General features: G+C 64.8%; 11 protein-coding genes. 6 read left to right on the top strand and 5 right to left on the bottom strand.

Annotated elements, in window-relative coordinates; translation table 11 throughout:
- Nucleotides 1-51: 51 nt before the first annotated feature.
- On the bottom strand, nucleotides 52-285 hold the full coding sequence (locus NKF27_RS13870) for a DUF952 domain-containing protein (protein WP_253552460.1): 234 nt from the start codon (nucleotides 283-285) through the stop codon (nucleotides 52-54).
- Between the two features lie 518 nt (nucleotides 286-803).
- Between NKF27_RS13870 and NKF27_RS13865 the strand changes: the two genes are divergently transcribed.
- Nucleotides 804-1,100, top strand: a complete 297-nt coding sequence (locus tag NKF27_RS13865) for a type II toxin-antitoxin system HigB family toxin (protein ID WP_253552457.1) — start codon at nucleotides 804-806, stop codon at nucleotides 1,098-1,100.
- A complete protein-coding gene (locus NKF27_RS13860) occupies nucleotides 1,101-1,463 on the top strand; it encodes a type II toxin-antitoxin system HigA family antitoxin (RefSeq protein WP_253552454.1) in 363 nt (120 codons plus the stop codon).
- A gap of 165 nt (nucleotides 1,464-1,628) precedes the next feature.
- Here the strand turns inward: NKF27_RS13860 and ampC are convergent, their stop codons facing one another.
- The 3 genes from ampC to NKF27_RS13845 all read right to left on the bottom strand — a co-directional run bounded on the left by ampC (nucleotide 1,629) and on the right by NKF27_RS13845 (nucleotide 5,031).
- Nucleotides 1,629-2,834 carry a class C beta-lactamase gene (gene ampC, locus NKF27_RS13855; RefSeq protein WP_253552452.1) on the bottom strand — a complete coding sequence of 402 codons (1,206 nt, stop codon included), beginning with the start codon at nucleotides 2,832-2,834 and terminating at the stop codon, nucleotides 1,629-1,631.
- Nucleotides 2,835-3,091: 257 nt separating this feature from the next.
- Nucleotides 3,092-3,790 carry a glutathione binding-like protein gene (locus tag NKF27_RS13850; protein ID WP_108449125.1) on the bottom strand — a complete coding sequence of 233 codons (699 nt, stop codon included), beginning with the start codon at nucleotides 3,788-3,790 and terminating at the stop codon, nucleotides 3,092-3,094.
- 326 nt (nucleotides 3,791-4,116) lie between these two features.
- Nucleotides 4,117-5,031 (bottom strand): LysR family transcriptional regulator, encoded by a 915-nt coding sequence (locus tag NKF27_RS13845; protein WP_045991838.1) that lies wholly within the window; start codon nucleotides 5,029-5,031, stop codon nucleotides 4,117-4,119.
- Nucleotides 5,032-5,209: 178 nt separating this feature from the next.
- Here NKF27_RS13845 and NKF27_RS13840 point away from each other — a divergent pair, with 178 nt between their 5' ends.
- The 4 genes from NKF27_RS13840 to NKF27_RS13825 all read left to right on the top strand — a co-directional run bounded on the left by NKF27_RS13840 (nucleotide 5,210) and on the right by NKF27_RS13825 (nucleotide 12,709).
- Entirely contained in the window at nucleotides 5,210-6,718 is a 1,509-nt protein-coding gene (locus tag NKF27_RS13840; protein ID WP_222517190.1) for a CoA-acylating methylmalonate-semialdehyde dehydrogenase, read from the top strand.
- Nucleotides 6,719-6,741: 23 nt separating this feature from the next.
- The gene (locus tag NKF27_RS13835; RefSeq protein ID WP_253552449.1) at nucleotides 6,742-8,412 is read left to right on the top strand and encodes a GMC family oxidoreductase; all 1,671 of its coding nucleotides are present in this window, start codon (nucleotides 6,742-6,744) and stop codon (nucleotides 8,410-8,412) included.
- Between the two features lie 55 nt (nucleotides 8,413-8,467).
- Entirely contained in the window at nucleotides 8,468-10,030 is a 1,563-nt protein-coding gene (locus NKF27_RS13830) for a BCCT family transporter (protein ID WP_253552446.1), read from the top strand.
- Nucleotides 10,031-10,198: 168 nt separating this feature from the next.
- Nucleotides 10,199-12,709 carry a CoA transferase gene (locus NKF27_RS13825; RefSeq protein ID WP_253552443.1) on the top strand — a complete coding sequence of 837 codons (2,511 nt, stop codon included), beginning with the start codon at nucleotides 10,199-10,201 and terminating at the stop codon, nucleotides 12,707-12,709.
- 167 nt (nucleotides 12,710-12,876) lie between these two features.
- Here the strand turns inward: NKF27_RS13825 and uxuA are convergent, their stop codons facing one another.
- A complete protein-coding gene (gene uxuA / locus NKF27_RS13820; protein WP_108133291.1) occupies nucleotides 12,877-14,052 on the bottom strand; it encodes a mannonate dehydratase in 1,176 nt (391 codons plus the stop codon).
- Between the last annotated feature and the right edge of the window lie 7 nt (nucleotides 14,053-14,059).

Genomic DNA, 14,059 nt, shown 5'->3' with positions numbered 1-14,059 from the left:
TATCCCTTCTATGCGACCCAGGGGTCTACGCCAAGGTTCGTGGGGGAAAGGTCAGGGCAGCGGGATGCGCCATTCGATGAGTTCGGCAAACGATGATGTATCGATCTCAAGTAGTACAGGGTTCTCGGCGGATGTGAAGTAACGGTTGGCTGTGTAGTCAACCGCTTCCGGGAGGTTGAGATGTACGCCATCCTCTTTGTGGTCGTTGCCGCAGCGGGGCACTATTCCGCTTTCTTGGGCGGTTTCCCAGGTCGCGAGAGTCAGTACACGATAAAGGGTCTGCAACGTTTGTTTCTCCTTGGTCTGCGACCAACATAGCCAAAGATCGTGTCGAGAGGCTAGCCGTGCCTCCTGCGGAGCATCCAAGTGGCTGCTGACAATTTGTTGCGGATTCTGAGGCGGGGCCGCCTCTGACGCGTACGTATGCGTTCGTCATATCCATGCTCGCGCCTGTCTCACCGACAAGTGCAACGCCAGTGGCAAGATCATGCTGCATCTGATCCAGCCCAATGGTATCGCTGTCATACAGCGAACCGAGGTTAATCGTTGGTGCTCCAGCGTCTCCAGTATCCGCCAGGCGGCTTCGACGCGCTCGCGCTCGGTAACGCGCTGCACGGTCATGATGCGCTCCTTGCGTGGTGCGGTTGTTGGGCTTCCCGGTGGGCGTGATGCACGGGTAGATGGGCGATGGTGATGCGAAGCTTGTCGCCTAGAAGCGGCGGCGGGTGTGGTCGTGCGAGGGGGTGCTGAGGCTTGACTCCCGAAATGGGAGGGGCTATATTCTCCCAAAATGGGAGGGTGTCGTGAGAGTCATCGCTAAGCGCACGTTACGAGAGTTCTGGGAGCGGGGATACGACGACGCCGAGCGTCCTCTCACCGAGTGGTATCGCATGATGGAAAAGGCTAACTGGGCGACGCCGCAGGCACTAAAAGCGGAGATCCGAACGGCCAGCATCCTCAAAGGGGGGCGAGCGGTGTTTAACATCGCAGGCAATAAGTACCGGGTCATCGTTGCGATCCGATATGCCCAGCAGATCGCTTGGGTACGCTTTGTCGGCACTCACGCCCAGTACGATCAAATCGACGCGGAGACTGTGTGAATGAATATCCAGCCGATTCACAACGATGCCGATCTTGAGCGGGCCTTCGCTCGGATGGAGGCGCTATGGAATGCCGAAGACGGCAGCCCTGAGGCCGACGAACTTGAGGTCCTGTCGATTCTGATTGAGCACTATGAAGACGAGCACTACCCGATTGGTCCATCGGATCCCATCGAAGCGATCAAGTTTCGCATGGAACAGCAAGGACTGACGCCAAGAGACCTGGAAGCCTATATCGGCGGTAGCGGACGGGTCTCGGAGGTGCTGAATCGCAAGCGTGGTCTCAGCCTGGCCATGATCCGCCGGCTGCATGATGGGCTACAGATCCCCTACGAGAGTTTGATGAACGAGACATCTGCTTAACCTTGAGCTTCCTCTCACCATGTCATTGATCACGCCGCCGCCCATAGGGCGGCGGCGGCGCGTATGGGGTCAATTTAGTTGGCCATTGACAGGGGGGCAGGATGAGGCCCTGCGTATGATTCGGCCCAGGAGTATCACTGAGATCCAGTGATCCAAACGTGATCGTCAGTGCTCCAGCGCCTCCAGTATCCGCCAGGCGGCTTCGACGCGCTCGCCGTTGGGGTAGCGCTTGTTGGCGAGGATGACGATGCCCAGTTCATGCGCCGGCATAAAGGCGGCGTAGGCGCCGAAGCCGCCGGTGGAGCCGGTCTTGTGGTACCAGCGCTGGGGCTGTGGCTCGCCTGACGGCTCGAGCATGGTGACAGGCTGGGGCTCCAGCGCCATCTCTGCGGTGGTGCCGTTTTGCAGCGTATCGAGGGTCGTCGGCAGGGCGTAGCTTTCCCAGGCGAGTCCCTGCTGCATCTCGCCGACGGCGGCGTATCCCTGGTGGGTGGCCAGCAGGGTTTGTGCCATGCGCTGGTCGCCCTGGGCGCCTTGATAGGCGTCGATATTGGCCTGAACGAAGCGTGCCAGGTCCCGTGCCGTGGTCTTGATGCCGTAGGCCTGGGTGTCCAGCGGGCCCGGGTTGACGCGCACAGGCTGGTCATCGCCGTTGTAGCCCTGGGCGTAGTGGCGGGCCTGGTCGTCGGGCACCGTAAGCCAGGTGGCATCGAGGCCAAGTGAGGGCAGCACGCTGTCCTGCATCAGCTCAGCGAAGCTTGAGCCTTCGCTCTGGGCCGCGAGCAGGCCGAACAGGCCGATGCTGGGGTTCGAGTACAGGCGCTTGGTGCCGGCGGCAAAGTCCGGCTGCCAGTTCACGAAGTAGTCGTGGAGGGTGGCGTCGTCGACGCCCGCGGGAAACTGCAGCGGGAAGCCGCCGGCGGTGTAGGTGGCAAGCTCTACCATGCTGACCTCGCCTACCGGACGACCCTCGAAGTCGGGCTCGATGCTGGCCGCGCTGTCGCTCAGGGAGAAGGCTCCGCCTTGTTGCACCCAGGCGCCCAGCGCCGCGGTGAAGGTCTTGCTGACCGAGCCGATCTCGAACAGGGTATCGTCGTTCACGGCGGCGCCGGTCGAGGACTCCCGGCTGGCGACGCCGTAGTGGCTCAGGCAGATGTTGCCGTGGTCGACCAGTGCCACCGACACGCCCGGGATGCCGTGGTGATCCATCAGTGCCTCGATCTGCTGGTCCATGGTCGGGCTTTCGCAGGAACGGCTACTCTGCTGCTCGACGGTACTCCGGTCGGCGTCTTTTGGCGCGGAGGCCGCCTGGGCGGAGGTGGTCCCCACGGCGAAGACGAGGGGCAGAAGATGAACGGGGCGAACGGGCATGAGCGGTGATTCCGTCGTGTGGGGGTGTTGCCCGGGGCCGTGGGGCCACGGGGCAGGCGGACAGGCACAGGACGGCGCGCCTTGAGGCTCGCCGAGTCTGCTGTGCCGGCACAATCATCGCCTGAACCCGGCGGCGAGTCACCCGTGGGTTGAGGGTCGATCGTGCGGCTCTCACCTCATTTCGTCTCGCTCTACCTCTACCGATCGCCACGTTTACCGATCGCCACCTTCACCCTGGTAGCGCCTGCTATATCGCCTCAGGCCAGGACCTTGAGGCCTCGTTGCACGGCGGGACGCTCAAGAAACGCCTGGAGGGTGCGGTCGACGTGGGGGAAGTTGGCAAACTCGACCAGATCCCCGGCGTCGTAGCGGTAGACCAGGTTGCGTACCCAGGGAAGGATGGCGATATCCACCACCGAGTAGTCCTCGCCCATGATCCACTCGCGCTGTTCCAGGCGCTTGTCCAGCACCCCAAGCAGGCGTTTGGCCTCGTCCACGTAGCGCTGAAGAGGGCGCTTGTCCTCTAGTTCCTTGCCGGCGAAGAAGTGGAAGTAGCCGATCTGGCCAAACATCGGGCCCACGCCGCCGACCTGGAACATCAGCCATTGCAGGGCCTGGTAGTAGGCCTGGGGCGTCTGGGGCACCAACTGGCCGGTCTTGTCGGCCAGGTACAGCAGAATCGTGCCTGACTCGAACAGTCCGATCGGCTGGCCTTCAGGGCCGTCGGGATCGAGGATCGCGGGAATCTTGTTGTTGGGGCTGAGCGAGAGAAACTCGGGAGAGTGCTGGTCCCTGGTATCGAAGTTGACCCGGTGCGCTTCGTAGTCCAGCCCGACTTCCTCCAGCATGATCGAGACCTTGACCCCGTTGGGGGTCGGCAGCGAGTAGAGCTGCAGGCGCTCGGGGTGTGTCGCCGGCCACTTGGCAGTGATGGGGAAGCGGGAAAGGTCGGTCATGGGGACATTCCTTGTGGTGAAGAACGAAGGGAGCGTGACGCTGACATCTGATGGCTGGAAGTACGAACTGACGGTGCGAGCAAGGAGCGATCGAGACAGGCGTCGCCCTTGACCTGAACCGGGGCAAGCCGTCAGCCAACGTCTGGAGGGTAGCACCCGACGACGGATTCGAGCGTCGCCAGGCGCAGAAAGGCGCAGCTCTGGTGCATTTGGCGCTGCTGCCAAAGCGGGTTCGGGCGCCTATCAGCGGGGTCTACCCCCGGGCTGACTCAGGCCCTGGGTCTTGTACGAAAAGCCACCGAGCGCAGGCACTTTTCCTACAAGCCTCACTCAGGGCGGTTGGGCCAGACGCTCTCCAGGGTGGCAAGCGCGGCCTGCAGCGGCGGCTCGCGGGTGCGTTCCTTCTTCCACACAAAGCACAGGGCGCAGTCCAGCGTCACCCCCTCGACGATGGTCAGGCCGCTGCGCTGGCGCTCGGTCAAGGCCAGCGAGTCCCGGGCCAGGCTCAACCCCACCCCGGCGCGTACCAGGTCGAGCATGCAGGCCTCCTGGTCGACCTGGGCGACCCGCCGGGGCGTCTCGCCGCTGTCCTGCATGGCGCGCTTGAGCAGGCGATGGTGGACCGAGTCGGGGGGCGTGACGATCCAGGGCAGGGTGGCCAGCGTCGACCAGCGGGTGTCCTCGACCCGCGATTCCCAACCGGAGGGTGCCACCACGTAATAGCGAAAGTGGGTCAGCTCGACAAACGCAAGTTCGCCGGCGCCGTCGGCGTGGGTGCTGCCTGTTCCGGGGGGCGCCAGATAGAAACCTGCATCCAGTTCGCCGCGCTCCACTCGCGACAGGGCGTAACCGCTCATGCCGTGGTGCAGCTCGGTCTCGAGTTCCGGGGCGCGCTCGACCAGCACCTTGAGAAAACTGCCCAGACGGATGAACTCGGGATCGATGATGGTGCCAATCCTCAACAGCCCACGCACCGTCGAGTGCAGCGAGCGGGCCATCTGATCGAACACCCGGGCGCTCTCCAGCGCCTTTTCGGCGGTGGGCAGCAGTGCCTGACCGTGGGCCGTCAGCTCCAGTCCCTGGGGGCGGCGGTGGAACAGCGTCAGTCCTAGCGTTGCCTGCAGCTGCTTTAACTTTAGGCTAACCGCCGGCTGGGTGAGATGCAGCGCCTCGGCGGCGCGGGAGACGCTGCCGAGGTGCGCCACCGTGACGAATGCTCGCAGCGTGGGGTAGTCCTGCATGGCGCCTTCCTTTCATAGAGCGTGTTATTTGAGAACTTTATATCTGGGTTTCAAATAACTCAATTGCTCAGATCACCTGCAGAGATAGGCTGTACAGCGACAAGACGAGCAGGCTGGGCACCTTTCCTCTTACGGCCACGCTCGAATGACTTAAACAACGCTTATAAAGGAGCACCCCATGACCTCGACGATTCCTCACTTCATCGGCGGCCAGATCGACGAAAGCGCCTCCCTGGGTCATCAGGACGTCTACAACCCGGCGACCGGCCAGGTCAGTGGCCGAGTGGCGCTGGCCTCCGCCAGCGAGATCGACAAGGCGGTGGAGGTGGCCAAGGCGGCCTTCCCGAGCTGGGCCGACACCCCGCCCATCCGCCGCGCCCGGGTGATGTTCCGCTTTCTCGAATTGCTCAATGCCAACAAGGATGCCCTGGCCGAGGCGATTACCCGTGAGCATGGCAAGGTCTTCACCGACGCCCAGGGCGAGGTGGCACGGGGTATCGATATCGTCGAGTTTGCCTGCGGTATCCCCCAGCTGCTCAAGGGCGACTTCACCGACCAGGTCAGCACCGGCATCGACAACTGGACCCTGCGCCAGCCGCTTGGTGTGGTCGCCGGCATCACCCCGTTCAACTTCCCGGCCATGGTGCCGATGTGGATGTTCCCGGTCGCCATCGCCGCCGGCAACAGCTTCATCCTCAAGCCCAGCCCCACTGACCCCAGCGCCTCGCTGATGATGGCGGACCTGCTCAAGCAGGCCGGGCTGCCCGACGGCGTGTTCAACGTGGTCCAGGGTGGCAAGGAAACGGTGGACGCGCTGATCGACCACCCCGACGTCAAGGCGCTGTCCTTCGTCGGCTCCACTCCCATCGCCAACCTGATCTATCAGCGTGGTGCGGCCCTGGGCAAGCGTGTGCAAGCCCTCGGTGGCGCCAAGAACCACATGGTGGTGATGCCCGACGCCGACCTCGACAAGGCGGTGGACGCGCTGATCGGTGCTGCCTACGGCTCCGCCGGCGAGCGTTGCATGGCCATCAGTGTGGCGGTGCTGGTCGGCGACGTGGCCGATGACGTGGTGGCCCGGATCGCCGAGCGCGCACGCAACCTCAAGGTCAAGGACGGCATGCAGCTGGACGCCGAGATGGGGCCGATCGTCACCGCCCAGGCCCATCAGCGTATTACCGGCTACATCGACAAGGGCGTCGAGGAGGGTGCCGAACTGGTGGTCGATGGCCGTGGCTTCGACAGCAGCAATACCGGCGAAGGCTGCAGCGAGGGCTTCTGGATGGGCGGCACCCTGTTCGACCACGTCACCCCGGAAATGACGATCTACCGCGAGGAGATCTTCGGCCCGGTGCTGGCCTGTGTGCGCGTGCCGGACGTGGCCACCGCCATCGAGCTGATCAATGACCACGAGTTCGGCAACGGTGTCAGCTGCTTCACCGAGAGCGGCAAGGTGGCCCGCGAGTTTGGCCGTCGCATCCAGGTGGGCATGGTCGGCATCAACGTGCCGATTCCGGTGCCCATGGCGTGGCATGGCTTCGGTGGCTGGAAGCGCTCGCTGTTCGGCGACATGCACGCCTACGGCGAAGAGGGCGTGCGCTTCTACACCAAGCAGAAGTCGATCATGCAGCGCTGGTCAGACTCCATCGAGGCGGGCGCGGAGTTCGTGATGCCGACCGCCAAATAACGCCCTGAATCGAGGGATCTGCGATGACAACCGCACAACAATACGACAGCGAGTTTGACTACATCGTGGTCGGAGCAGGCACCGCCGGGTGCCTGCTGGCCAATCGCTTGAGCGCCGACCCCAACAACCGGGTGCTGCTGATCGAGGCCGGTGGTCGCGACAACTACCACTGGATCCACGTGCCGGTGGGCTACCTGTACTGCATCGACAACCCGCGTACCGACTGGCGCTTTCGCACCGATCCGGACGCGGGCCTCAACGGGCGCTCGCTGCTTTACCCGCGCGGCAAGACCCTCGGCGGCTGTTCGAGCATCAACGGAATGATCTACATGCGTGGCCAGGCCCGGGACTACAACCACTGGGCCGAGGTCACCGGTGACGATCAGTGGCGCTGGGAGCATTGCCTGCCGGCCTTCATCCAGCATGAGGATCACTATCGTCTGGATGAGGGCGGCGACGCCGACGCCGCCCACCGGGACTTTCACGGTCACGGCGGCGAGTGGCGCATCGAGAAGCAGCGGCTCAAGTGGGAGGTGCTGGACGACTTCGCCGAGGCGGCGGTCCAGGCGGGTATCCCACGGACCAAGGACTTCAACCGTGGCAGCAACGAGGGCGTCGACTACTTCGAGGTCAACCAGCGCTCCGGCTGGCGCTGGAACACCGCCAAGGCGTTCCTGCGCCCGGCGCTCAAGCGGCCGAACCTGACGCTGTGGCACTCCACCCAGGTCAATCGGCTGATCGTCGCCGGCGGCGAGCCCGACGGCGAGAAGCGCTGTGAAGGGGTCGAGGTCAAGCGCGAGGGCACCACCCAGCTGGCCAGGGCGCGCCGTGAGGTGGTGCTGTCCGCCGGCGCCATCGGCTCACCCCAGATCCTGCAGCTCTCCGGCATCGGGCCTGGTGAACTGCTAAAGCAATACGGCATCGACGTCGTCCACGAACTGCCGGGGGTCGGCGAGAACCTGCAGGACCATCTGCAGATCCGTTCGGTATACAAGGTCAAGGGCGCCAAGACCCTCAACACCATGGCCAGCACCCTGTGGGGCAAGGCCGGCATCGGTCTGGAATACGTGTTCAAGCGCACAGGCCCGATGAGCATGGCGCCGTCGCAGCTCGGTATCTTCACCCGCAGCAGCGACGAGCACGAGCACCCCAACATCCAGTACCACGTCCAGCCCCTGAGTCTGGAGGCCTTCGGCCAGCCGCTGCATCCCTATCCGGCGGTCACTGCCAGCGTCTGCAACCTGAATCCGACCAGCCGCGGCAGCGTCAGGATCCAGAGCGCCGATCCGGCCCAGGCGCCGTCCATCGCCCCCAACTACCTGAGCACCGATGAGGACCGGCGGGTGGCGGCGGACTCGCTGCGCGTTACCCGCAGGATCGCCGAGCAGAAGGCGTTCGCCAGGTACGAACCGGAGGAGGTCAAGCCCGGCGTCCAGTACCAGACCGATGAAGAGCTGTGGCGGCTGGCCGGTGACATCGGCACCACCATCTTCCACCCGGTCGGAACCACCCGGATGGGGCAGGCCGACGATCCCATGGCGGTGGTCGACTCACGCCTGCGGGTGAGGGGAATCCAGGGCCTGCGGGTGGCGGACGCCGGCGTCATGCCGACCATCACCAGCGGCAATACCAACTCGCCGACCTTGATGATCGCCGAGCGAGCGGCGGGCTGGATGCTCGAGACCGCCGGCTGAGCGCCGGCGTCCTGCGCAGCAAGCGTCACAACAACAAACGATAAAGGTATCCCTGATGAACGCGCCAGAGTCCCATTCCGATCGGCTCGACCTGCGGGTCTTCGTGCCCGCCGTGCTGGTCATCGCAGGCCTGATCCTGCCCATCATCGTGTTCCCGGAGTCGGGGGCCGCACTGGTCAATGCGGCCTTTGCCTTTGCCACCGGGCGATTCGGCTGGCTGTATCTGCTCGCCGGCATCGCCCTGGTGGTCTTTCTGGTGGGCCTGGCCATCAGCCGCTACGGCAACGTGCGGCTCGGCGGCCCCGATGACAAGCCGGAGTTCTCCTACTTCAGCTGGGTGGCGATGATCTTTGCCGGTGGTATCGGCATCGCCATCGTCAACTGGGCCTGGGTCGAACCCATCTACTACTTCACAGGCCCTCCGTTCGGCGTCGAACCAAGCTCACAGGAAGCGGCCGAGTGGGCCTTGACCTACGGTCAGTTCCACTGGGGCTTCACGCCCTGGGCCTTCTATTGCCTGCCGGCCATCCCGATCGCCTACTCCATGTTCGTCCACAACCGCCCGGGCGTCAGGCTGTCCGTGGCCGCCCGCGGGGTGCTGGGGCGTCATGCCGACGGCTGGTGGGGCGCGCTTCTCGATGCGGTGGTGGTGTTCGGCATCGTCGGTGGCGTCGGTACCTCGCTGGGGCTGGCGGTGCCGCTGGTATCGCAACTGCTGAGCGGCCTGCTCGGGGTGTCACCGTCGTTCATGCTGGATATCGCGGTGCTGCTGATCTGGACCGCCATCTTCTCCGCCAGCGTCTGGTTCGGCCTGGCCAAGGGCATCAAGATCCTGTCGGACATCAACGTGCTGCTGGCGGGGGTACTGTTGGTCTTCACCCTGGTGATGGGCGACACCCTGTTCATGGTGGAGGGCTGGGTCAACAGCCTCGGCAAGATGGTCTCCAACTTCGTTCCCATGAGCATGTGGACCGACCCGGTGGGGGACTCCAGCTTCTGGCGCGACTGGACGGTGTTCTACTGGGCCTGGTGGATCGCTTACGCCCCGATGATGGGCCTGTTCGTCGCCCGCATCTCGCGCGGTCGCACCATCCGTGAGCTGATCATCGCCGAAATGGTGTTCGGTTCCCTGGGCTGCTGGGTGTTCTTCGCGGTGTGGGGCGGCTATGCGCTGGACCTGCAGATCTCCGGCACCCTGGACGTGGCAGCCATTCTTTCGGCCGAAGGCATCCCCGCCGCGGTCGAGGCGATCCTCGGCACCCTGCCGATGTCCGGAGTGATTACCACCCTGTTCGTGCTGCTGTGCTTCATCTTCCTGGCGACGACCCTGGACAGCTCCGCCTACGTGCTGGCGTCGGTGACCTCGCGCAAGTTGTCTGGCTATCAGGAACCGCAGCGCAAGATCCGCCTGATCTGGGCATTTTTGATCGCCGGCGTCGGGGTAGCGCTGATCCAGCTTGGCGGGCTCAAGCCGGTGCAGACCTCCACCATCGTGGTGGCGCTGCCGATGATTCCCGTGCTGGCGATCCTGGCATGGTCACTGGTGCGCTGGCTGCGCCAGGACTTCGCCAAGAAGGTCCTTGAACCCCACCTGGTTATCGAAGACGGCAAACACTGAGGTCACCGAGGAGGCTTCGGCCTCCTCACGTTGCCGCGCTGGCTGCGCCAGGACTTCGCCAAGAAGGTCCTTGAACCCCACCTGGTCATCGAAGACGACAAACACTGACGTCACCGAGGCGGCTTCGGCCTCCTCCCGTTGCCACCCTTGCTTTACAGGAAGACCCCGATGTCACCGAATCCTCATTCTCAACTGCCGCTCAAGGACGTCAAGGTCATCGACTTCGGTCAGTACATGGCCGGCCCTGCGGTGGCGATGATCCTCGCCGACCTGGGCGCCACGGTCATTCACGTGGACCCGCCCACGGGGCCCATGTGGGAATCACCGGCCAACGCCACCTTGCAGCGCAACAAGCTGATCGTGACGATCGACCTCAAGACCGAAGAGGGCCTCGAACAGGCGCTGGCGCTGATCGAGGAGGCCGATATCGTGATCGAAAGCTTCCGGCCCGGTGTCATGCAGCGCCTGGGCATCGACTTCAGCGCGCTGCGCGAAGAGCGTCCGGAGCTGATCACCCTGTCGATGCCGGGCTTTGCCTCCAACGACGAGCTGCGTCGTGACTGGCGGGCCTTCGAGAGCGTCATCGCCGCCCACTCGGGGGTGTTTACCGACATGGGGCTCAACCGGGTGCTGATGGGCATCAATCCGTCGTTCTCGCCGCTGCCGCTGGGCTCGGCCTACGGCACCATGCTGGCGGCCACCGCCGTCACCCTGGCGCTGCAGGCGCGTGAGCGCACCGGCCTCGGCGACGAGATCGAAGTGCCCATCGCCTGCGCCCTGATGGAAGGCCTCTGCTACAACTCGATCAAGATCGAGGGCCTGCCGGAGCGCTACAAGACCCAGCGCGAAAAGGAGATCGAGCGTCGCCGCATCGAAGGCGCGCCGATGAACCTGGACTACGACGAACTGCAGGAACTGCTCGATCCCTTCTACCGCAGCTACAAGTGCAAGGACGGGCGCATGTTCTACGTGGTCTGCCCGAGTCACAGGGAGCACGCCAAGCGCTGCCTCAAGGTGCTCGGTCTGTACGACGAGCTGGTGGAAGAAGGGCTGGTGGAAGAGCCCGACACCTATGCGCCAACCAGCCAGTGGCAGAGTGACGTGTCGCTTGGCGTCTACCCGCTGCCCAAGCGGTGGGCGGATCATATCGCCGCGCGCATGAAGGAGGTGTTCCTGACCCGCACCTCCAAGGAGTGGGAGAAGATCTTCGGCCGTGGCAAGTTCCCCGGCGCGCCGCAGCGCTGGCTGCAGGAGTGGATCCACGACGACCACGCCGAGACCGCCGGGCTGATGATCGAAGTGGACGATCCCGAATTCGGCCTGATGACCCAGCCCGGCCCGATGGTCTGGCTGCACGACAGCGGCCACGAGATGCTCACCCCGACGCCGCGCCGCTGGGTGTCGTTCGACCAGGCGCTGGCAGTGCTGCATCGCATCGAGACCAAGCTGCCCCGGGTTCGCGCGCGCAACGCCAAGGACGGTTGGCTCGAAGGCGTCAAGGTGCTGGATCTGTGCAACGTCATCGCCGGTCCCCACTCGGTGGCCTTTTTGGCACGCTTCGGCGCCGACATCATCAAGGTGGACCCCGCCAAGCCGTTCTACGACTGCTGGAACACGGTCATCTTCGGCCTGTCGCATATGCGCTCCAAGCGCTCCTTGCTGACCGATATCCAGGTGCCTCGGGGGCGTGAAATCCTCGACGAGCTGATCCGCCAGAGCGACGTGGTGGTGTGGAATGCCACCGACAGGCAGGTGGAGCGGATGGGGCTGACCGAGGCGGAAATGCAGCGCATCAATCCCGAGGCGATCTTCTGCCAGCTCGACTGCTTCAGCGGGGTGAAGCCGGGCCCCCGGACCAACTACCTGGGCTACGACGACCTGGTGCAGGCCACCACCGGCATCATGCTGCGCTTCGGGGGCAGCATGGACACGCCAGAAGAGCACGCCCACGTCGGCACCATCGACGTGATGTGCGGCTTCGGCGCCTCCCTCGGTGTCGCCACCGCCCTGTATCAGAAGCTGCGTACCCGCCGTGTCAGCCGGGTCAAGACCTCGCTGTCGGCGCTGAGCGGCCTGGCCCAGATGCCGTTCTGCTACGACTACGAGCGACGCGGCCTGTTCGACGAGCCCTCGGGCCGTGAACTCAACGGCTACGACGATCTGTCGCGCTTCTATTTCACCGCCGACGGGGTGGTGCTGATCAGCGCCTACGAGCGGGACCTGCACAAGTTCGCCCAGGTGCCGGGGATCGAAGGGGTGGTCGATGTTCCGCCGGAGGAGCGGGCGGCCTATCTGGCACCTCGCTTTATCAATGCGGTGGCCACCGACTGGGTGGAACGGCTGCAGAAGGCGGGCATCGCCGCGGCGGTGTGCGAGAACATCGAGGCGTTGCGCTCCTACAACTCGCGGCGCTGGGACAACACCCCGGGCATCGATCGTGGCAGCTACTCCTTCACCGTCTACGACGAGCACCCCAGTGGTCACGTCATCACGCAGCTTGATCCGTACGCCATCCGTCCCAAGCGGGGGCGCATCTATCCGCTGGCGCCGTCGGAGAAGTACGGCAGCTCGAGCCGTCAGGTGCTCGAAGAGCTGGGGCACAGCCCAGAGGAGATCGATCGGTTGATCGCCGAAGGCGTCGTGTCGGAGAGCTGGAGCGAGGAGTATCTGCCGACCTGAGTGGTGTTCGGCGCGGGGTTTTTGCGCTGAGTCGACCAGGCGGGCTGAAGGTGTCCTGAGCCGACCAGGTGGGGAACGTGCCTCCCCGCCTGGTCGTTTTCGTTGCGCTGGACCACTCCCGCTGCGACGGGCGTCGCCAGCGCAGCGGCTGGTAGAACGCCAGGGCGTCAGGTGAGCTGGCGTACCGCAGTCTCGACGCCACGCAGCTCGGCCAGGCCGCGCAGCCTGCCGTACAGCGGGTAGCCCGGAGCGGTGGCGCGGTGCTGATCGTCGAGAATGTGGTGGCCGTGGTCGGGACGCAGCGGCAAGCGTCGGCCGCCTTCGCGCTCGCGGCGGCGTTCCTCGGCGACCAGCGCGCTGATGACCGCGACCATGTCGACATCACCGTCCAGGTGAGGCGCCTCGTGGAAGGAGCGAGGGTCGGGGGACTCGCGCCGGGTCGAGCGCAGATGCACGAAGTGGATGCTGGGACCAAAGCGCTGAACCATGGCGGCCAGGTCATTGGCGGCGAGCACGCCGTAGGACCCGGTGCACAGCGTCAGGCCATTGGCGGGGCTGTCGACGGCCTCAAGGATCCACTCGGCGTCCGCTGCCGTCGAGACCACCCGGGGCAGGCCGAGCAGCGGCCGGGGCGGGTCATCGGGGTGGATCGCCATCTTGATGCCGAGTTCTTCGGCGACCGGGATGACCGCTTTCAGAAAGTAGCCGAGGTGCTCGCGCAGCCGCGCGGCGTCGATCTCGGCGTATCCGGCCAGTACCTCGCGAAAGCGCTCCAGGGTGTAGTGCTCTTCGGCGCCGGGCAGGCCGGCGATCAGGGTGTCGACCAGTGACTGGCGGGCTTCGGCGTCCAGGCTATCGAGGTAGCTCCTGGCTTCGGTCTTCTCGTCGTCGCTGTACTCGTTCTCGGCGCCTGGTCTGGCGAGCAGGTACAGGTCGAAGGCGGCGAAGGCTGTCTGGTCAAAGCGCAGCGCAAGGGCGCCGTCCGGCATCGCCCAGCGCAGGTCGGTGCGGGTCCAGTCGAGCACCGGCATGAAGTTGTAGCACACGGTATCGATGCCGCAGGCCGCCAGGTTGCGCAGGGTGTCGCAGTAGCGGGTGATCAGGGCGTTGCGCTCCGGCAGTCCTTTCTTGATCGCCTCGTGCACCGGCACGCTTTCCACCACCGACCATTCGAGGCCAGCGTCCTCGATCATCTGCTTGCGCTCGGCGATGGCCTGCCGGGACCAGACCTCATCGTTGGGCACCTCGTGCAGCGCGGTGACGATGCCGGTCGCGCCGGTCTGGCGAATCTCCTCGAGTCGGATCGGGTCCTTGGGGCCGAACCAGCGCCAGGTGTGTTGCATGGAAATC

This window comes from Halomonas sp. DN3 (assembly GCF_024137905.1).
Classification (GTDB): domain Bacteria; phylum Pseudomonadota; class Gammaproteobacteria; order Pseudomonadales; family Halomonadaceae; genus Halomonas; species Halomonas litopenaei.
The sequence above is the reverse complement of the archived record's forward strand: the minus strand, read 5'-3'. Positions and strand labels throughout refer to the sequence as shown.